Origin of the sequence: Natrinema marinum, assembly GCF_024296685.1 — an archaeon.
Classification (GTDB): domain Archaea; phylum Halobacteriota; class Halobacteria; order Halobacteriales; family Natrialbaceae; genus Natrinema; species Natrinema marinum.
In genome coordinates this window covers 2,628,646-2,647,171 of sequence record NZ_CP100763.1, presented here as the reverse complement: position 1 = coordinate 2,647,171, position 18,526 = coordinate 2,628,646, and the positions used below count along the sequence as shown (strand labels likewise).

Annotated in this window: 20 protein-coding genes; 13 read left to right on the top strand and 7 right to left on the bottom strand. The window is 66.8% G+C overall.

The window, feature by feature from the left end:
• The first annotated feature begins 110 nt into the window (after window positions 1-110).
• The gene (locus tag NKH51_RS13190; RefSeq protein WP_254762152.1) at window positions 111-1,226 is read left to right on the top strand and encodes a DUF373 family protein; all 1,116 of its coding nucleotides are present in this window, start codon (window positions 111-113) and stop codon (window positions 1,224-1,226) included.
• 6 nt (window positions 1,227-1,232) lie between these two features.
• On the opposite strand, the gene NKH51_RS13185 is transcribed toward NKH51_RS13190, so the two are convergent.
• The 3 genes from NKH51_RS13185 to NKH51_RS13175 form a co-directional block, all read right to left on the bottom strand.
• Window positions 1,233-2,075 carry a polyprenyl synthetase family protein gene (locus NKH51_RS13185; RefSeq protein ID WP_254762151.1) on the bottom strand — a complete coding sequence of 281 codons (843 nt, stop codon included), beginning with the start codon at window positions 2,073-2,075 and terminating at the stop codon, window positions 1,233-1,235.
• Window positions 2,076-2,222: 147 nt separating this feature from the next.
• Window positions 2,223-3,176 (bottom strand): electron transfer flavoprotein subunit alpha/FixB family protein, encoded by a 954-nt coding sequence (locus NKH51_RS13180; RefSeq protein WP_254762150.1) that lies wholly within the window; start codon window positions 3,174-3,176, stop codon window positions 2,223-2,225.
• A complete protein-coding gene (locus NKH51_RS13175) occupies window positions 3,173-3,961 on the bottom strand; it encodes an electron transfer flavoprotein subunit beta/FixA family protein (RefSeq protein WP_254762149.1) in 789 nt (262 codons plus the stop codon). Before NKH51_RS13175 ends, NKH51_RS13180 begins: the two co-directional genes overlap by 4 nt.
• A gap of 205 nt (window positions 3,962-4,166) precedes the next feature.
• Here NKH51_RS13175 and NKH51_RS13170 point away from each other — a divergent pair, with 205 nt between their 5' ends.
• The 3 genes from NKH51_RS13170 to NKH51_RS13160 all read left to right on the top strand — a co-directional run bounded on the left by NKH51_RS13170 (window position 4,167) and on the right by NKH51_RS13160 (window position 6,471).
• The gene (locus NKH51_RS13170) at window positions 4,167-4,640 is read left to right on the top strand and encodes a TRAM domain-containing protein (protein ID WP_254762148.1); all 474 of its coding nucleotides are present in this window, start codon (window positions 4,167-4,169) and stop codon (window positions 4,638-4,640) included.
• 174 nt (window positions 4,641-4,814) lie between these two features.
• On the top strand, window positions 4,815-5,807 hold the full coding sequence (locus tag NKH51_RS13165; protein ID WP_254762147.1) for an MBL fold metallo-hydrolase: 993 nt from the start codon (window positions 4,815-4,817) through the stop codon (window positions 5,805-5,807).
• Window positions 5,808-6,012: 205 nt separating this feature from the next.
• On the top strand, window positions 6,013-6,471 hold the full coding sequence (locus NKH51_RS13160) for a Tfx family DNA-binding protein (protein ID WP_254762146.1): 459 nt from the start codon (window positions 6,013-6,015) through the stop codon (window positions 6,469-6,471).
• A gap of 40 nt (window positions 6,472-6,511) precedes the next feature.
• On the opposite strand, the gene NKH51_RS13155 is transcribed toward NKH51_RS13160, so the two are convergent.
• Window positions 6,512-6,724 (bottom strand): hypothetical protein, encoded by a 213-nt coding sequence (locus NKH51_RS13155; RefSeq protein WP_425606673.1) that lies wholly within the window; start codon window positions 6,722-6,724, stop codon window positions 6,512-6,514.
• A gap of 141 nt (window positions 6,725-6,865) precedes the next feature.
• Between NKH51_RS13155 and NKH51_RS13150 the strand changes: the two genes are divergently transcribed.
• The 3 genes from NKH51_RS13150 to NKH51_RS13140 all read left to right on the top strand — a co-directional run bounded on the left by NKH51_RS13150 (window position 6,866) and on the right by NKH51_RS13140 (window position 9,646).
• Complete coding sequence (locus NKH51_RS13150) at window positions 6,866-7,651, top strand: SDR family oxidoreductase (RefSeq protein WP_254762144.1); 786 nt, start codon at window positions 6,866-6,868, stop codon at window positions 7,649-7,651.
• 48 nt (window positions 7,652-7,699) lie between these two features.
• Entirely contained in the window at window positions 7,700-8,671 is a 972-nt protein-coding gene (locus tag NKH51_RS13145) for a hypothetical protein (protein ID WP_254762143.1), read from the top strand.
• Between the two features lie 75 nt (window positions 8,672-8,746).
• The gene (locus tag NKH51_RS13140) at window positions 8,747-9,646 is read left to right on the top strand and encodes a DUF5518 domain-containing protein (protein ID WP_254762142.1); all 900 of its coding nucleotides are present in this window, start codon (window positions 8,747-8,749) and stop codon (window positions 9,644-9,646) included.
• 75 nt (window positions 9,647-9,721) lie between these two features.
• On the opposite strand, the gene ubaA is transcribed toward NKH51_RS13140, so the two are convergent.
• Entirely contained in the window at window positions 9,722-10,558 is an 837-nt protein-coding gene (ubaA, locus tag NKH51_RS13135; RefSeq protein ID WP_254762141.1) for an SAMP-activating enzyme E1, read from the bottom strand.
• 136 nt (window positions 10,559-10,694) lie between these two features.
• On the opposite strand from ubaA, the gene NKH51_RS13130 reads away from it, so the two are divergent.
• The 4 genes from NKH51_RS13130 (at window position 10,695) to NKH51_RS13120 (ending at window position 14,308) form a co-directional block, all read left to right on the top strand.
• Complete coding sequence (locus tag NKH51_RS13130) at window positions 10,695-10,880, top strand: HVO_0416 family zinc finger protein (protein ID WP_254762140.1); 186 nt, start codon at window positions 10,695-10,697, stop codon at window positions 10,878-10,880.
• Window positions 10,881-11,026: 146 nt separating this feature from the next.
• A complete protein-coding gene (locus NKH51_RS18940; RefSeq protein ID WP_425606672.1) occupies window positions 11,027-11,185 on the top strand; it encodes a DUF7563 family protein in 159 nt (52 codons plus the stop codon).
• A gap of 64 nt (window positions 11,186-11,249) precedes the next feature.
• A complete protein-coding gene (locus NKH51_RS13125) occupies window positions 11,250-13,124 on the top strand; it encodes a UvrD-helicase domain-containing protein (protein WP_254762139.1) in 1,875 nt (624 codons plus the stop codon).
• The gene (locus NKH51_RS13120) at window positions 13,121-14,308 is read left to right on the top strand and encodes a M24 family metallopeptidase (protein WP_254762138.1); all 1,188 of its coding nucleotides are present in this window, start codon (window positions 13,121-13,123) and stop codon (window positions 14,306-14,308) included. The genes NKH51_RS13125 and NKH51_RS13120 overlap by 4 nt, the downstream gene beginning before the upstream one ends.
• A gap of 71 nt (window positions 14,309-14,379) precedes the next feature.
• Here the strand turns inward: NKH51_RS13120 and NKH51_RS13115 are convergent, their stop codons facing one another.
• Window positions 14,380-14,634 (bottom strand): DUF7533 family protein, encoded by a 255-nt coding sequence (locus NKH51_RS13115; protein WP_254762137.1) that lies wholly within the window; start codon window positions 14,632-14,634, stop codon window positions 14,380-14,382.
• Between the two features lie 266 nt (window positions 14,635-14,900).
• Here NKH51_RS13115 and NKH51_RS13110 point away from each other — a divergent pair, with 266 nt between their 5' ends.
• Window positions 14,901-16,808 carry a sensor histidine kinase gene (locus NKH51_RS13110; RefSeq protein ID WP_254762136.1) on the top strand — a complete coding sequence of 636 codons (1,908 nt, stop codon included), beginning with the start codon at window positions 14,901-14,903 and terminating at the stop codon, window positions 16,806-16,808.
• Window positions 16,809-16,853: 45 nt separating this feature from the next.
• Window positions 16,854-17,462 carry a riboflavin synthase gene (locus tag NKH51_RS13105; protein ID WP_254762135.1) on the top strand — a complete coding sequence of 203 codons (609 nt, stop codon included), beginning with the start codon at window positions 16,854-16,856 and terminating at the stop codon, window positions 17,460-17,462.
• A gap of 2 nt (window positions 17,463-17,464) precedes the next feature.
• Here the strand turns inward: NKH51_RS13105 and NKH51_RS13100 are convergent, their stop codons facing one another.
• Complete coding sequence (locus tag NKH51_RS13100) at window positions 17,465-18,484, bottom strand: PrsW family intramembrane metalloprotease (RefSeq protein WP_254762134.1); 1,020 nt, start codon at window positions 18,482-18,484, stop codon at window positions 17,465-17,467.
• Between the last annotated feature and the right edge of the window lie 42 nt (window positions 18,485-18,526).

Sequence of the window (18,526 nt, the reverse complement as noted above, 5' to 3'; positions counted from 1 at the left end):
TCCGACTCGATCCGTCTCCGGCAGACGTTCTTCCTCGGCGCTCTCGAGGGCGTTGGCGGCGTTGTTCTCCCCCAGAAGATGGAAATACCCTGCGGTCGAACGTTCGACCGATGCTGCTGGTCCTCTGTGTCGACCTCGACGACGACCTCGGCCGGAAGACCGGCTTCTCCACGCCGGTCATCGGTCGCGCCCCCGTCGAGGAGGCGGCCGTCGCCCTCGCGACCGCGGACCCGGAGGACTCGGATCTGAACGTCATTTTTCAAGGACTGCACATCTACGACGACCTCGCCGACCGCGAGGAAAGCGTCGAGGTCGCCGTCGTCACCGGCAACGACGAGGGTGACGTCAGCGCCAACCGCGAGGTCGGCGACGAAGTCGACACCGTCCTCGCGAGCCTCTCGACCGCGGAGGACGTTACCGCACTGGTCGTCACCGACGGCGCACAGGACGAGTCGGTCATTCCGATCATCCGGTCGCGGGTCCCGATCGACGGCGTTCGGCGGGTCGTCGTCCGACAGGCCCAGAACCTGGAGTCGATGTACTACACGATCAAGCAGGTGCTGGACGACCCCGAAACGCGCGGCACGGTGCTCATTCCGCTTGGGATCCTCCTGTTGATCTATCCGCTCGCCCTGATCGGTACCGTGTTGAACATGCCGGGACTCGTCCTCGGGACGACATCGGCGTTGCTCGGCTTCTATCTCATCTCGCGCGGACTCGGCCTCGGCGACCGGCTGGACGCGGCCGTCGAACGCGGTCGTCGCTCGTTGTACGCCGGGCGGACGACCCTGCTCGCGTACGTCGTTGCCGCCACTCTGTTCGTCCTCGGTGGCGTCAGCGGCTTCGACTACCTCGAGGCAGTCCAGCGATCGACCGTCGGCGACGTCGAGGTTCCGGTCATGCTCGCCGCCCTGGTCTACGGCTCGATCCACTGGTTCGCCGCCGCCGGCCTCACGACCAGCCTCGGTCAGATCACCGACGAGTACATCGCCGGCTCGCTCGAGTGGCGCTACCTCAATGCGCCGTTCTACGTGCTCTCGATCGCGGTCGTTCTCCACGCGGTGAGCGCCTTTTTCTTAGACGAAGTCGGCATCACCTACCTCGCGGCGGCGCTGACGGCGGGGACGCTGCTGGGTATCGTTAGCACGCTCACCTTCGCCGTCGCGGAATCCAGGTTCTCCGACGGAGAGCGAGAAGACGGAACGCGAGGGGCCGAGCGCGTCTGAAACGGCCTACCGCTCGCGCTCGACGACGAACTCAGCCAACTCGAGCAGGTAGCGTCGGGCCTCGGCGTCGGCGACCTCGACCCGCTCTAAGGCGTCGATCGCCCGGTCGGCCTCCGATCGGGCGGTGGCGTTTGCCTCTTCGGGCGTGAGATCGGTCACCTGGACGACTGACGGGCGCTCTAAGGCGGCGTCGTGGCCGGTCGGTTTGCCGAGTTCCTCTGGGTCGGCGACGGCGTCTAATACATCGTCTCTGATTTGGAAGGCGATGCCGACGCGTTCGGCGTACTCGCCCAGCGCGTCGACGGTCACGGGGTCGGAGTCGGCGGCAATCGCGCCGAGTTCGGCCGCGGCGCGAAACAGCGCGCCGGTCTTGCGCCGGGCGAGCGTCATGTATTCCTCCTCGTTTGCGGGCTCGGCCGAGAGCTCGGTCGCTTCGCCGACGCCGAGTTCGACCATCGCGTCGGCGACGACGCGGGTCGCGTCCGGGTCGGCCGAAAAGAGTGCGAACGCCTCGCCCAGCAGCCCGTCGCTGGTGATGATCGCCGGCCCGTAGCCGAACTCGGTCCAGGCGCTGGTCGTCCCACGTCGCAGTTCGGAGCGGTCGATGATGTCGTCGACGACCAGCGACGCGGTGTGGACGAGTTCGATCCCGACGCCGAACTCGACCGCGTCCTCGGCCCGGCCGCCGACCGTCTCGCAGGCCAGCAGCGTCACCATCGGCCGGACGCGCTTCCCTCCGGAGAGCGCGACGTGGCGAACCTCCTCGGAGAGCGTCTCGGGTTCGACCCCCTCGACCACCTCGACGAGACGCTCTTCGATCAGCGCCCGTCGGCGCTCCAGCAGTTCCATCACCCGCGCTTAGGATGGGGTAGAAAAGTAGCTAACGGATCAAGAACGACCTTCTCCGCTCGGGTGACCTGTCCGACACGTCACCACCCGCGCAAAAAGTTCCAGATGAAAAAAGCCGCTCGCTCGCGTCGCTCGGTCGCGGTGTGGTTACTGGAACTCTTCGATGAGTTCGGGGACGACATCGAAGAGGTCGTCGTGGATCGCGTAGTCGGCGATGTCCATGATCGGCGCGTTGGGGTCCGTGTTGATCGCGACGATCGTATCGGAGCCCTTCATGCCGGCGACGTGCTGGACAGCACCGGAGATACCGATTGCGATGTAGACGTCGGGCGTGACGACCTTCCCGGACTGACCGACCTGCCGGTTCTTGGGGAGCCAGCCGTTGTCGACGATCGGGCGCGACGAGGACAGCGTCGCGTCGAGCGCGTCGGCGAGATCACGGATGAGGTCGAGGTTCTCCTCTTCTTCGATCCCGCGGCCGATCGAGACCAGCAGGTCCGCCTCGCTGATGTCGACGTCGCCGCCGCCGACTTCCTCGAAGCCGGTCACGGTCGAGCCGATGGCGTCCTCGTCGATGTCGGCGTCGAAGGCCTCGATGGCGGCATCGCCAGTGCCTTCGGCGGCGGGCCACTCGGCACCGCGGATCGTGACGACCGCGTCACCCTCGAGTTCGTTCGTGGTCTCGACTTTGCCGCCGTACATCTCGCGGGTGGCGACGAGCGTGTCGCCGTCGGCTTCGAGGCCGATCGTGTCGGTGACGATCGGGAGGTCGAGTTCGTTGGCGATGGCAGGGGCGTAGTCGAGGCCGTTGACGCTGTTGGGGGTCACCACGTACTGCGGGGCGAGCTCGTCGTAGAGCTGCGTGACAGCCTGCGAGTAGACGTCGTGGTTGAACTCCTCGCCGTGGGAAACGGTGTGGATAGCGTCGACGCCCTCTCGGTTGAGCTTCTCGGCGAACTCGTCGACGGTGCCGCTGATGACCGCGACGTGGAGGTCGCCGCCGGTCTCGTCGGCCAGCTCGCGGCCGGCGGTGACGAGCTCGTAGCTCACGTCGCGCAGGTCGCCGCGGCGGTGGTCTGCGACTGCGAGGATGTCGCTCATTGTGCCACCCCCTTGTCGCGAAGCAGGTCACCGAGCTCCGATGCGGTGTCCTCGGCGCTGCCCTCCCAGACGGTGACGTCGCTCTCGCTTTCGGGCTCGTACATGTCGGTCAGCTCGAGGTCGGCCTCGATAGCGCTCTCGTCGACGCCGATGTCGGCGAGGCTCTGGACATCGAGTTCCTTGCGCTGGGCCTGTCGGATGCCCCGGAGGCTGGCGTAGCGGGGCTCGTTGATCCCCGTCTGGATCGTCAGCACCGCGGGCAGTTCGATCTCGGTCAGCTCCTCGACGCCGCCTTCGAGTTCGCGGCGGACGGAAGCGACGTCGCCGAGGTCGTGCTCGAGGTGGTTGACGACGGCGCCCCACTGGTAGCCGACGTTTTCGGCGACGGAGACACCGGTCGCGGCGAAGCTGTCGTCGCCGGCCTGCACGCCGCTGAGCACGAGGTCGGGGTCCTCGGCTTCGACGACGGCGCTCAGGATCTCGGTTTTCGCGCCGACGTCCAACACGTTGGTGTCCTCAAGGGAGTCGTCCCAGACGCGAACGGCGCGGTCGGCACCTTTCGCGAGAGCCTGCCGGATGGTCTGTTCGCACTCTTCGGGACCGATCGTGACGGTGACGACCTCGTCGGCGATGCCGTCTTCCTGCAGTTGGACGGCTTCTTCGATCGCGTAGTCGTCCCATTCGTTGAGATCGGCACCGAGGTACTGGTCTGCGATCTCCGTACCCTGGATTTCGAACTCGTCTTCGACGGTCGCTACCTCTTTGACCGTAACGAGAATTTTCATCAGGTCTCACTGCAACGTCCATACCGTAAACCTTTTCGAAACGCCGCGTCCCACAGAAGTCGTTCAGTTACCATATTTTGGCCATTATTTTACCGGCGTTACGGCTGGTGTCGATTCGACCGACATTCGCTACCAGCGTTTCCCTCGAGTGCGTCGGAATACGGAAGACGGAAACGGTTTAACGCCACCGCTAGTAGTACGGAGCATGGCAGACTGTCCACTCGCTGACGACTGTCCGAGCTTCTCCGAACGGATCTCGGGGATGGGGTGTCAACACTACGGCGATCGGGGTGGCAAGGAGTGGTGTAACCACTACAGCCAGCCGATCGAGGACCTCAAGACGCAACCGGTCAAGCCCGGCGAGGAAGTCGTCATCGATGTCGTCGACATGCACGAAAGCGGTGCCGGCGTCGGCCGGACTGAGGATGGGTTCATCGTGATGGTCGACGGCATCCTGCCGGACGCTCGCGCTCGAGTCAAGATCACGCGGGTTCACAGCAATCACGCGCGAGCAGAGGAACTGGAGCTCCTGCCGATGGACCCCGACGAGGACGAGAGCGAGGAGTCCGACGCCGAGACGGGCGCCGAAAGCGGTCCCGAGGTCGACGCCGAGTCGGACGACGACGGCAGCCCGGAACGCGAGCGCCTCGGCAGCCGCGAGAACTTCTGGGGCTCCTGAGTCGGCACTCGCAGTGGACAGTCGGCGGAGCGATCGCGCTCGAGTTCGCCCCGCCACCGCGTTTTTCGGCCGCGTTTCGCCCGATCGTCGCGTCGTCTCAGTGCGCCCGGCTTGCGCCCGTCGTGACCTTCCGCTTCAGACAACGTTTTCTCGCTTCCCATGAGATGTGGGGCCATGGAACGCATCTCGTTGTCGAACTCGGCGTTCGAGGGCGATAACAACGCCTACCTGTTCGCGGACGGCTCGGAGACGGTACTGATCGATACCGGCGACTGGATGGAGACGACTCGCGAGCAACTCGAGGCGGCGCTTTCCGATCGCGGCCTCGCGTTCGACGATATCGACCGCATCTTTCTCACCCACTGGCACCACGATCACTGCGGACTGGCCGGCGAGATTCAGGCCGAGAGCGGAGCCGCGGTGTACGCTCACGCCGCCGACGCAGCGCTGATCGAGGGCGACGAGGACGCCTGGGACGCCATGCACGACCGACAGAAGCGCTACTTCGACGAGTGGGGGATGCCCGAAGAGCGACAGGAGGTCCTGCTCGAGCGGATGACAGACGGCGAGACGACCGTCGAGACGCCGACGGTCACCGCCTTCGAAGACGGCGCGACGTTCCCGGTCGGCGACGCCGAACTCGAGGTCGTCCACACGCCCGGCCACGCGGCCGGCCTCACGATGTACGAGGCGACCGTCGACGGCGAGCGGGTGGTCTTCTCCGGCGATACGCTGTTGCCGGTCTACACGCCCAACGTCGGCGGTGCTGACGTGCGCGTCGACCGCCCCCTCGAGAAGTACCTCCGCGCGCTGCGGGGGATCGTCGAGGCCGACTACGACCGCGCGTGGCCCGGCCACCGCGATCCGATCGACGACCCCGCCGACCGCGCCCAGCACATCATCGACCACCACGAGGAGCGTTCCTGGCGGGTCCTCGATGCCCTCGATCGCAAAGGGCCCTGTGACACCTGGACGGTCAGCGCCGACCTGTTCGGCGACCTCGAGGGCATCCACATCCTCCACGGCCCTGGCGAGTCCTACGCCCACCTCGAGCATCTCGAGCGCGAGGGGACCGTCGTCCGCGACGGGAGCGAGTATCGTCTGGCCGATGGCGTCGCCGACGACCTCGCCGCGACCGACGAGGAGCGCTGGGACCTCGAGTACTGACGCCCGCGCCGTCGTCCTCGAGACGCCGACCGGTGCCGCGTCCGACTCCGGCCCGACTGAGCGGCCGACTAACCGACACGTCTCTCACACCCCGCCACGGTCTCGTCCCCGGCTCGACCGGTGCCGGGACCGTGGAAGCTTTGATCCCGCCACCTCTAGCTGTTACTATGCGCGTGCGAGTCCGCGGTGTCGGGGTGGGGGTGCCGTGATCGACGATGTCGAGGAACTTCTCGAGGAGATCGGGTTCGAGGCCGAGACCAGCGTGTTGACCTACCGGCAGGCGCAAGTCCTCGCGTTGCGCGAACGCGGCGTCTCGCAGGCCGACATCGCCCAGGAACTGGGCACCTCTCGGGCGAACGTCTCGTCGATCGAGTCCAGCGCCCGTGAGAACGTCGCCAAAGCCCGCGAGACGGTCGCGTTCGCGGAGGCGCTTCGCGCGCCGGTTCGGGTCCGCGTCCCGGCCGGGACCGACCTCTACGACGTGCCGGGAATGGTCTACGACGCCTGCGACGAGGCCGGCGTCAAAGTCGACCACACCGCGCCGGATCTGATGAAGGTCGTCAGCGACGCTGCTGGGGCCGCGGTCTCGGGGCGACAGGTGTCGACGCCGCTGATCGTCGGCGTGACCTCGGAGGGGATGGTTCGCGTTCGTCATCAGGACTGAGGGGTAGCTACGCGTCTGCCCCGTCAGCCGCCCGTGGCGCTCAGTCGGCCGTCGCCGTGTGATAGACCGCGCTCCCCGAGACGAGTGCGATCACCAGTCCCGCGCCCGCACCGACTGAAAGTCCCGTTCCGATGTCGCCACCCATGAGAGCGGCCATGACGATCCCCCACCCGGCACCGAGCGCGACGCCGATGCCGATTCCAGCGCCGATCGCCCTCGATCGGCGCGAGTCGTTTGAGATGCTCACGTCCATCTGGATACCCGCCTCCCGCCCATCAACGTTCGGGACACAGCGGATCGGACGGCCGCGGTCGCCCAGCACGTGACATCACGGTAACCGGGACCGGCTGCCGACTCCCCGAGAGATTTGTACGTTCACGGCGTCGGCTCCCGTATGGACTTCGATCTCGTCGATAATTCGGCACTGGTGACCGCCGCCTCGAGCGGCCTCGGCTTCGCGAGCGCGCAGGCGCTCGCAGCGGAAGGCGCGAACGTCGCGATCTGTGGCCGCGACGGAGACCGACTCGAGTCGGCCCGCGAGGAACTCGCCGAGGCTGGCACGGGGGACGTCCTCGCCGTGCAGGCGGATTTGACCGATCCCGACGACGTCTCGCAGCTCGTCCGCGAGACGGTCGACGCCTTCGGTGGGCTCGATCACGTCGTCACCTCCGCGGGCGGCCCGCCGAGTACGACCTTCCTCGAGACTGACGAGCAGGACTGGTACCAGGCCTACGACCTGCTGGTGATGAGCGTCGTCTGGACGATCGAGGAGAGCTACGAGCACCTGCTCGACTCCGAGTACGGGACGATCACCTGCATCACCTCGCGGACCGTCCGCGAGGTCGTCGACGGCCTCTTGCTGTCGAACTCGGTGCGCCGGGGCGTGATCGGGCTCGTCAAGACGGTCTCGCGGGAGTTCGCACCCGAGATCCGGGCTAACGCCGTCCTCCCGGGGACGATCGAGACGGCCCGAATCGAGGAACTCGTCGAGGCTGGCGTCGAGCGCGGCACGTACGACGATTATGAAGCCGGACTGGAAGCGATGGCCAGCGACATCCCGATGGAACGCATCGGCGAACCCCGCGAACTCGGCGACGTGGTGGCGTTCCTCTCGAGTCCGCGCTCGAGTTTCGTCAACGGCGTCGAGGTGCCGATCGACGGCGGCCTCATGCGGAGCTGACGCGTTCGAACCGTAACCCTCTCGGGTCCCCTTCGGCGAGTGGGCTACGTGTACGGTCGGATGCAGTTCGCTGGATACGTCGCGTTGTTGCTGACGCCGGCCGCGTTGCTCTTCGACGCCGTTGTCGCGCCGGCGAACCCGCTGTTCGGGACGGGCAGCGTTCCGCTCGGAATCGTCCTCGCCGGAACCGTCGCAGCGACGACGGAGCGCCGCCGGCTCTCGCCGTTCGACGCATCCGGGTTCGATCGAACGGACGCCGTCGACGCCTTGGCCGTCGCGGCCGGTGCCGTCGGCACGTACGTGCTGAGCGTCGACGCCGGGCTCGGTCCGGTCCTCGCCTCCGCGCTCGTCGGACTGACCGTCGGACTTGCCGTGCCGCGGGTCGACGGCCCCGTCTACTGCGGCTCGTTCGTCGGGATGGTTTCGCCGACGGTCGTTTCGTCGCTCGAGGTCGTCGCGCTGGCGGGACTGATCGCGGGACTCGCGTTCGTCGCGACGGCGGAGTCGTTCGGCGGCGTCGGCGGGAAATACGGCACGATCGCCCTCTGTGGCTGTCTCGTCGCCGTGGCGCTGACGGGTGCCGACTACGCCGCCGGGAGCGCACTCGAGTGGCGCCTCGCTTCCGCGATCGTCCCGACGGCGATCGTTGCCGCGGTCGCGACGGTCGGCCTTCGCACCCGCGCTGGCGCGAGTTCGGTCGTCGCCTCTGCGGCGGTCGGTGTCGTCGCCGGCGTCGTCTTCCCCCTCGTCCTACCGGCGCTGGGGTCGACGCTGGCCCTCGTCGCCTTCTGTGCCTCGTTCGTCGGGATGTCGAGCGCCGAGCGCCTCGAGTCCGCGGCACAGATCGCCGGTGCCGGCTTCCTCTGTGGCCTCGTCTTTCTGGCGGTCACCCCCGCGCTGGCCGGCGCGGGCGGGAAACTCGGCACGACGGCGTTTGCCTCCTGTCTCGCCGTCGCCGGCGCACTGGAGTTGCGAGCCGTCGTCCGCTCGAGCGTTCGTCGCGTCGATTTCGTCCGGTAACGGACACCCGATGCGGAATGGTTGGATCGAAAACAGTTTCAATACTCGGCGAATAGTAGCGAGCGAACGAACACGATGCCTCCGCTTCGCAACGCCATCGCGGACCTGACCGACGAGCGGTTTCGAGCGGCGGTCATCCTCGGACTCGCGTCGATCCCGTTCACCGTCGCCCTCTCGTGGCGGTCCGCTCCCGGCTCGGTGTCGGGGACGGCCGTGCTCGTCGCCGGACTGCTCGTCGGCTTTCGATACGGCGACCGGTCGGCCGAGAACGGCGACGTGGGTCCGCTCGAGGCGTATCGCTACGGCAAGCGCCCGGCCGCGAGCCACAGGGCAGGGGTCGTCGCCGGCGTCGCCGGGTCCGCCCCCGCGGTACTGTGGGCGATTACCGACGTGCTCGCCCTCGCAGGGTCGCTGTCCGCGTGGGGGGCCGCGATCGTCCTCCTCTTGCTTCCGGTCATCGTCGCGATCGGCGTCGGGGTGTTCGCGCTGTCGGGGGCGATCGGTGCCTACGTCGGCGACTGGGTGGTGACCCGGAGCGATCGAGCTCGAGACCGAGTCCGTTCGCGGGCGAACGCAGATTCAGACGACCCTTCCGGCTGGTGGCGATGGGTCGCCGCGTACTGCGTCCTCGCCCCGGCGGTGTTGCTCTACGTCTTCGGCCTCCGGCCCGACAGCGGTGCCAGACTCCTCCTCGCCATATTGGCACTGTTCGTGTTGGTTCCGCTCGCCGTCATCGCCGCCGTCGCGCTCTTCGAGGATGCGGTTACCCTCGGAGAAATAGGACCAGAGTGGACGCCCAACTACTGGGCGTACGTCGGCGCGCCGCTTGGCGTCTACGCGCTCGTCTATCTGGTGGCGACGCTCACGGAGTCGGTAAACCCGTCGGGAGACGGGATGTACGGATTCATCATCGCTCTCTGGTTCTCGGCGCTCGTTTATCTGAGTGGGCGACACCGATACGTCGGTACGCCGTAGCCGACTGCCGTCGCTCTGGTTTCCTTCGGTGACCGTCTGCGCACGGCGCGATGCGCAGTTTGCATCCCGCTGCGCTCAGTCCGCCGAGATCTCGCAGGTCCCCTCGTAGGCCACGTCTCTGACGGACTCGATCTCGGGATCGTCCCCGCAGACCGGACACGCCGGATTCGACTGCATCGGCACCTCCTCGAAGCTCATGTCCATCGCGTCGTACATCAGCAGGCGGCCCTCGAGCAACTCGCCTTTCTCGAGCAGGTATTTGACAATCTCGGTGGCTTGGATGCAGCCGACGGTGCCGGGGAGGACCCCGAGGACGCCCGTCGTGGCGCAGTCTGGGACGGTGCCGGGCTCGGGCGCTTCGGGGAAAATACAGCGGTAACACGGCGGCGACTCCTCTCCGCCGCGCTCGTTCGTGAACGTCGTCACCTGCCCCTCGAAGCGGTAGATCGCGCCGTGAGAGAGCGGCGTCTCGGTGAGCACGCAGTGGTCGTTGAGCAGGTACCGGGTGGCGAAGTTGTCGCTGGCGTCGAGGACGGCGTCGTAGTCCGAGACGAGCTCCGCGACGGTGTCCGCGGTAACGCGAGTCTGGTGGGTCTCGACGTCGATGTCGGGGTTTAGCCGCTCGACGTAGTCTGCCGCGCTCTCGACTTTCGGCCGGCCGACATCCGCGTCCCCGTGGACGATCTGGCGCTGCAGGTTCGAGCGCTCGACGACGTCGTCGTCGGCGATTCCGAGTCGGCCGACGCCCGCGGCGGCCAGATACTGGATCGCCGGCGATCCCAGCCCGCCCGCGCCGACGATCAGCACCGACCCGTCGAGCAGCCGCCCCTGGCCCTCCGGGCCGATCTCGTCCATGATGACGTGTCTCGAGTAGCGGTCGAGTTGGGTCGCGTCGAGGCGAAGATCGCTCATACGCGATCGTTGGGGTGAGACCGGCAAAAGTCCGCGGGTCGGGGGTGCCGTCGGCGAACCGCCGCCCCGGTCCGACGTGGAGGCAGTATCTTCATCGACCCAACGATTTAATACTGTGGCACACATTCACACGCCTATGGCAACCTCACCCACGGATGCCGGTGACGACGTCATGGATCAATTTCTGTCCGATCGCGGTCACTCGGTCGAACGAGTAGGGTGGGAACAGGAGTATAACAAGAAGCAGTGCCCCGACTGCGGCGGGCTTCACGATACGTCCGCCAGTTCCTGTACCGTCTGCGGGTGGGAGCCGGCGTCGTAGCGCCCAGTTCTCTGCGAGGAACGGTATTTCCTCGTGAACCAGTAGTCGTCTCGACCACGCGAAACCGCTCGCGCACCGCCGTTTTTATCAGTGCCAATCCGACACGATTATAATGTATTATCAAATATCCCTTACTGAGAAAACATATGCCGAAATGCCAGAACTGTGGCGGATTCGTCACCGATGCGTACGCCCGAGTATTTACGCCTCGAGGTGTCGACAACCCGCGGGTCTGCCCGGACTGTCAGGACAAGATCCGCGACGGTGCTGACGTCCGCGAAGCTCGTTCTCCCCGCGATCCGTAGTCCCTCGGTTTCTGTCGACGAAAACCCACGTCACTTATGGGCGTCGCGCTCCTGTACAGCTACAATGGCTACGACGGACACGAAGGTCACCCGCCTGTTCGGTGGCCCGGGAAGCGGCAAGACGACGGCCCTTCTCGACCACGTTGAGGATATCCTCGAGCAGGACGGCGTCACCTTCCGGGACATTCTCGTCGTCTCGTACACGCGAGCGGCAGCACAGGAGGTTCGGGAACGGCTCGCTGACCGCCTCGACGAGAGCCCGCGTGCACTGCAAGGAAACGTCTGTACGATGCACGCCAAGGCGTACGAACTGCTCGATCTCTCTCGAAGCGATGTCATCGGCGAATCCGACAAGGAGGAGTTCTGCGAGGAGTACGGCCTCGAGTACGAAGACGAGTACTCGGGTGCCGGCCGCCGGACCGCCCGGTCGACGACCATCGGCAACAAGACCATCGCGACCAGCCAGTGGCTCCAGCGGACCAGCCGCGACGTCTCCGACTGGTACGATGTCCCCTTCCAGTGGGACGAAGAAGAGGTCCGGCTCCCGCCCGAAATCGACCCTAACGCCCAAGAGGGCAACAAGTACACGCCGACCTGGCCCAGCGACGACGACCGGATCGACGTTCCGGAAGCGATCCGCGCCTGGCGCACCTACAAGGGCGAACAGGGCAAGATTGGCTTCGCCGACATGTTAGAGCGCGTCAAACAGCGCTCGCTGCTGCCGAACGTCGACTATCTGGTGATCGACGAGTTTCAGGACATCACCACCCTCCAGTACGACGTCTACGAGGAGTGGAAACCGCACATGAAGCAGGTCCTGATCGCCGGCGACGACGATCAGGTCGTCTACTCCTGGCAGGGGGCCGATCCCGCGCTCTTGCTCGAGGAGGAGGTCGACGAGGACATCATTCTGCCGAATTCCTATCGCCTGCCCTCGAACGTTCTCAACGCGGTCAACAAGGAGATCCGTCACATCGACCAGCGTCAGGACAAGGACCTCAAACCGCGCAAGGAAGGCGGTGCCGTCGAAGCGCGAACCAACGCCTCGATGCTCGACGTGGTCCGGATGGTCCGGCGCACGCTCGTCGAGGGCGACGGCACCATTATGGTGTTGTTCCGGGCCCGCTACCAGATGTTCCAGTTCATCGACGAGTTCATCACCGAGGGCGTCCCCTTCACCTCGCTGACCGACCAGCGGATGTGGACCGACCGGCTCACCCAGTACGTCCGCGCGGTCGAGGCGATCGACGCCGGCGAGGACGTGACCGGCTTGCAGGCCCGTCGGCTCGCGGATATGCTTCAGGACTCGGCGTTCGGGACCAACGAGCGCGACGCGCTCTTCGACGAGATCGACGAAGGTCAGGAGGAAGCCGGCATCGACGACTTAGCGGAGCTCATGATCCCCGCTTCGGTCATCGAGGAGCACGCCCCCTTCATGCCCGGCCCCGCGTCGGCATCGGACATGCTCCGGAAGGTCACCAACTTCCAAAAGAAGAGCGTCCGATCCTACTTCGCGATCGGCGAGTACCAGGGAATGGACACCGACCGCGTTCGCGTCGGCACCATCCACTCCGCGAAGGGTCGCGAGGCCGACCACGTCTTCGTCGGGACCGACCTCACCGAGAAGGTCGTCGAGCAGATGGTCGCCACCGTCGACGACCCCGAGGACGTTCCCGGCTGCGAGGAGTTCACCAAGACCACCTCGCCCGTTCCCGTCCTGACCGACAACGAGCGCCGCGTCTTCTACGTCGGCATGTCGCGGGCCCGCGAGCGGCTCTTCCTGCTCGAGAACCTCGTCGACGGCGCGCCGACGCTGCCGATCGACGTCCTGCTCAAGAACCACCTGACCGACTCGACGCTCGAGGAACTGATCGAGGAGGCCCAGGAACCCGCCGAACCGGACGCCGACGGAGTCGAGGCGGAAGCCGAAGCGCCGTGACCGGTCGGTCCGATCGCGAGAGCGGGGCCGTCGATACCGACGGCGATCTCGTCCGCGAGCGCCGCGACCGCGCGGCTGGCGTTCTCTCGGCCGCCCTCGAGGACAACGAAGCCACCGCGTTCGTTCACGTCGGCACCGACCGCGATCCGGCGATTCGGTACTGCGGTTCGACGCTCGCGAACGGGCCGACGCCCTCGGCTGGGCCCACCGCCATCGCCTACGACGGCGTCGACCGGGAGTGGCTCGTGCGTTCGGCGGCCGACGAGTCGGATGGCCACCCCGCCGACCGTCTCGCCGCCGCCCTCGCGGACCGCGGCCGCGAGGGGACCGTCCTCGCGCCGGCACGGATTCCACACGACGCGGCGCTGTACCTCGAGAACGCAGGATTCGATCTCGCCTCGACGGACGCCGTCGAGCGGGCGCGAGCGACGACGACGGGCGGCGAGCGCGAACGCATCGCGGCCGCCCAGCGGGCCGCCAGCGCCGGCATCCGGCGGGCCGCATCGTTGCTGGCCGACGCGGCGGTCGTCGACGGACGGCTCGCGATTCCCGGTGACGGCGGAGCAGCCAGCGACGCCGATCTCGAGCCCCTGACGCCGGCCCAACTGCGCACCGAAATCGACGCGGCCGTCGTCGCCGCGGGCGCGTTCCCCGACGGCAACACGTCCGTCAACCCACGCTCTAGCGTCGAACCCGACGATACTCCGCTCCGGCCCGGCGAGCCGATCGTTCTCGAGGTGACACCGCGAGAGCCGGCGGGGTACTACGGCGGTCTCGTCCGGACGCTCGTGGTCGACAGCGACGGCGGACGGGAGCGCCGGGTGCACGTCGCGGTCACCCAGTCGTTTCGCTCCGCGCGGTCGATGCTGACAGCCGGCCCGGAGTCGGTGACCGCCGTCGCGGCCGACCTCGAGGCCGAAGTTCGCTCGTTCGGCTTCGGCGACGGCGACGCGATCGAGACGCGGGTCGCCGGCGTCGGCCTCGAGCCGAGCGAGCGACCGATCGACGGCGGCGCCACGGTAGCGGCTGGAACCGTGGCGCGCTTCGACGTGGCCGCGCGCGTCGACGACGATCGCTGGCTCCGGATCGCCGACATCGTCGCGGTCAACGACGAGGGCGAACGCCCCGAGTGGCTCGCGGCCCCGTCGCAGTCTCTCGAGCCGGCGGCGCTGCTCGAGGAGTAGCGCGCTTTTCGATTTCGGTTCGACTCGAACCGACGGCACTGCCGGATCTTCGGCTCGAGTGCCGGCCCTGGTTACCGGTCGTCGTCCGGGTCGGTCTCGGACTCTTTCGCGACCGTCCCGACGACCCGTTTGGCCAACAGTTCGGGGATGTCCGTCGGAAGCGTGAGCCAGTGTTGGATGGCGACGAGCCCAACCGCGAGCGCGAGCAGTGCCACGCCGACGGCCGTCTGCCCGCGAAGGAGCAGGAAGTCGAGCCCGGCGAGTCCGGCGGGGAGCGCGAGGACGAGGGTTCCCGCGAGCTTGATCGTGTCGATGATACCGGCCATCGGGCTGGGATAGGGCGGGTACCGACAAAAGGACGACGGGACCGACCGATGCGGCGGTCTCGACCCCGCCTCGGACGAGGCCTTCGAGTCGATCTCCCGCTTCGCCGATCTCATCAATCTATGATCATGTTGTATTCCATGGCGGACCGCCGATTTCTCGGCGAAACGGTCGCGACCGATTCATTTCTGACGGACGTTACGGATCCATTACTCAAAGCTTGAAACCCGTTGCGCACCGTGGTTCGGTATCGAACTGCCCGGACCACATGCCTGATCAACGCCGACACCGATACGAAGCGATCTGCGAAGCGTCGCCCGACGCGATCGTCCTCGTCGATGGCGACGGCCGAATCACCTACGCGAACGCGCGCGTCACGGATCTGTTCGGTTACCGCCCGGACGAACTCGTCGGCGAGCCGATCGAGATCCTCATCCCGAAACCGTCTCGGAGCGCCCACGTCGCCCAGCGAGACGCGTACATCGAGGATCCCGAGACGCGGCCGATGGGCGCGAACCTCGATCTCTCGGGGCGCTGCAAGGACGGCTCGCTCGTCCCCATCGACATCAGTCTGAGTCCGATCCAAAGCGAGTGCGGGCTCGAGTTCATGGCGGCGGTTCGGGACATCAGCGAGCAGCAGGCGCTGCGGACGAAGTACCAGACGATCCTCGAGGCGGTTCCGGACGCGGTCGTCGTCGCGGACGCGACGACCGGCGAGATTGTCGAGGCGAACGAACACGTCACGGACCTGTTGGGCTACGATCCGGACGAACTCGTCGGGAAGCGCCAGTCGATGCTCCATCCGTCGGGAGAGGGAGACCGCTATCGGGGGCTCTTTGAGACACACATCGCGACCGATCAGGCGATTCTGAGCCAGTTCCCTGACGGGGCGGATATCTACGTCGAAACCAGCGGCGGCGATCGGGTCCCGGTCGAAATCAACGCCCAGGTGTTCGACCGACAGGACCGACGGCTGATCGCGGGCGTCTTCCGTGACGTGACAGCCCGAAAGGAGTACGAGCGCCAGCTTCGGGCGCTCCACGAGGCGACGCGCCGGTTGATGCGAGCGGACGACCGCGAGGAGATCGCAGGGCTCGTCGCCGACGCGGCCAACACGATTCTCGACTACCGGAGCAACGTCGTTCGACTCGTCGACGACGAACCGCGGCTGTGCCCCGTCGCCGTCACCGAGCGGGCCCAGGCGACGATGGGCGGCCGACCGGAGTACCGGATCGACGGCGAGAGCCCGGTGAGTCGCGCCTACGAGAGCGGCGACCTCCTCCGGTACGACGACGTTCGCGAGCTCGACGACGGTCACGACCGCGGGGACGCGCGCTCTGCGCTCTACCTTCCGATGGGCGACCACGGCGTCATCAGCATCGTCGATCCGGCGGTCGGCGCGTTCGATCGGTCGGACGACGAACTCGCCTCGATCCTGTCGCTGAACGCCGAAATCGCGCTCAACCGGCTCGCCCACGAACGCGAACTCGAGCGCCAGAACGAACGACTGGACGAGTTCGCGAGCATTCTGGCACACGACCTTCGGAACCCGCTCAACGTGGCCTACGCCTTACTCGAGGGGAGCGACGCCGAACCGGCCGACGAACTCGAGCACACGCTCGATCGGATGGCGGGGATCATCGACGACGTGCTGACGATGGTTCGGAGCGGATACGAGGTCGACGCGGTCGAGGCTCTCGAGTTCGACGCCGTCGTCGAGGAGTGCTGGGCCAACGTCGCGACCGCGGGCGCGTCGCTCCGCGTCGACTCCGCCGGCCTCTTCTATGCCGACTCGACGCGGATTCGAAACCTGTTCGAGAACCTGTTTCGCAACGCCGTCGAACACGGTTCGACGAGCCCTGACTCGCAGGCTCGTCGGGACGCCGTCGAACACGGCGGAGAGACGGTGACCGTCTCTCTCGGCGTCACCGAGGACGGCTTCTACGTCGCCGACGACGGCCCCGGCATTCCGCCCGGCGAACGCGATCACGTGCTCGAGCCGGGGTGGACGACTGACGAAACCGGGACGGGACTGGGGCTGAACATCGTCCTCGAGATCGCACAGGCCCACGGATGGGAGGTCGACGTGGGCGAGAGCGAGAGCGGCGGCGCGCGCTTCGAATTCACCGGAGTTCACACCGCGGCCTACGACGAGTCGTTCGCGGTCGACACCTAGACTCGACCCGGAACGGCTTTCCCCCGTCGCCCGCCACCTGTAGGTATGTTCACGGGGATCGTCGAGGAGATCGGCGAGATCGTCGCTCGAGAGCGGACCGACGACGGCCTCCGGCTGCGGATCGGCGCCGACGAGGTCGCGACGGGGCTCGAACACGGCCAGAGCATCAGCGTCAGCGGTGCGTGTCTCACCGTCGAGCGGTACGCGGAAGGCGAGTGGTTCGAGGTCTTCCTGGCGAGTGAGACCGTCGACCGGACTTATCTGGGCGACCTCGAGACGGGCGACGCGGTCAACGTCGAGCGGGCGATGCCGGCCGACGGCCGCTTCGACGGCCACGTCGTGCAGGGCCACGTCGACGCGGTCGCGACCGTCACGGACATCGAGGCCGTGGACGAAGACTGGTTCTTCGAGTTCGAACTCCCCGAGGGGTATGGCCGCTACGTCGTCGAGAAGGGCTCGATCACGCTCGACGGCATCAGCCTGACCGTCGCCGAGCTGGATACCGAGCGCGGCCGGGTGACCGTCGCGATCATCCCGACGACCTACCGGCTGACCACGCTCTCGGAAAAAGAGCCCGGCGACCCGGTCCACCTCGAGGTCGACGTGCTCGCGAAGTACGTCGAACGGCTGCTCGAGGCGCGCTTCGAGGACTGAGTCTAGCGCTGTGGCGGGTCGAACTCCGTCAGCTCCGGTCGCGAGACGCTTTCGGTGTTGCCCCTGACCGCGCGGTACGTCCGTCGGTACCGCGAGAGCTTCCGGTAGAGGTAGTAGCCGATCGCGGCGTCGTAGACGATCACGTAGCCGACGAACGCGACGCCGTAGCCGATCACGGGGACGGCGTTCGCGACGGCGCTCGGGACGATACCGACCGTGACGTTGTACGTGCCGTGGACGAACGCCGCGACGAGTAGTCCTTTGAGGACGATCGGGCCGGCGTCGTCGGGGTTGAACTTCGCCAGCCCGAGGTAGTAGCCCGCGATCGCCGAGTAGATGACGTGACCGGGGCCGGCCAGCGCCCGAACGGTCGTGATCCCGCTCGCGGTGACGAGGATGTTGGCCGTGGGGCTCGCCTCGCCGATGACGCGACTGATGTAAAGCGCGTTCTCGATGGCCGCGAAGCCCAGTCCCGCGACGGCCCCGTAGACCGCGCCGTCGATGACGGCGTCGAAACTGTCCTTCTGGTAGGCGAAGACGTAGACGGCGAGCAGTTTCACCGTCTCCTCGACGGGGCCGACGATCAGGTAGAAGAAGAGCGCGGTGCCGCCGATGCCGAGCAGTGCCGAACTGACCGAGTTGACGACCGCCGCGAACGTCGCGAACAGTACCGAGAGCAGGAACGTCACGACGAGCAGCGAGAGCGGCTCGCTCGTGGTGATATCGGCGTACCAGATATACCCCGCGAGCAACGCCGCGGGCACGACCGAGAGCCCGAAGAAGAAGGCGACGAACGGGTCCTCGAGGACGACCGCGGCCGGCGAGACGAGCAACACGAGCGTGATCGCGAGCGCGATCAGCAAGACGAGCGCTCGAAACCCGTAGCTGACGGCGTTGTAGAGCGTGTACGCGAGCAGATCGACGGCTGATCGCGCCTCCCACGTCGAGATATCGTAGAGATCCGTCGATCCGTCGCCGTTTCGCTCCTCGGCTCGCTCGATCGGATCGCGCCTGCGCTGCATGGGCGTTCGTACGGACGCCTGACCGGTATAGGTTCGGCAAGC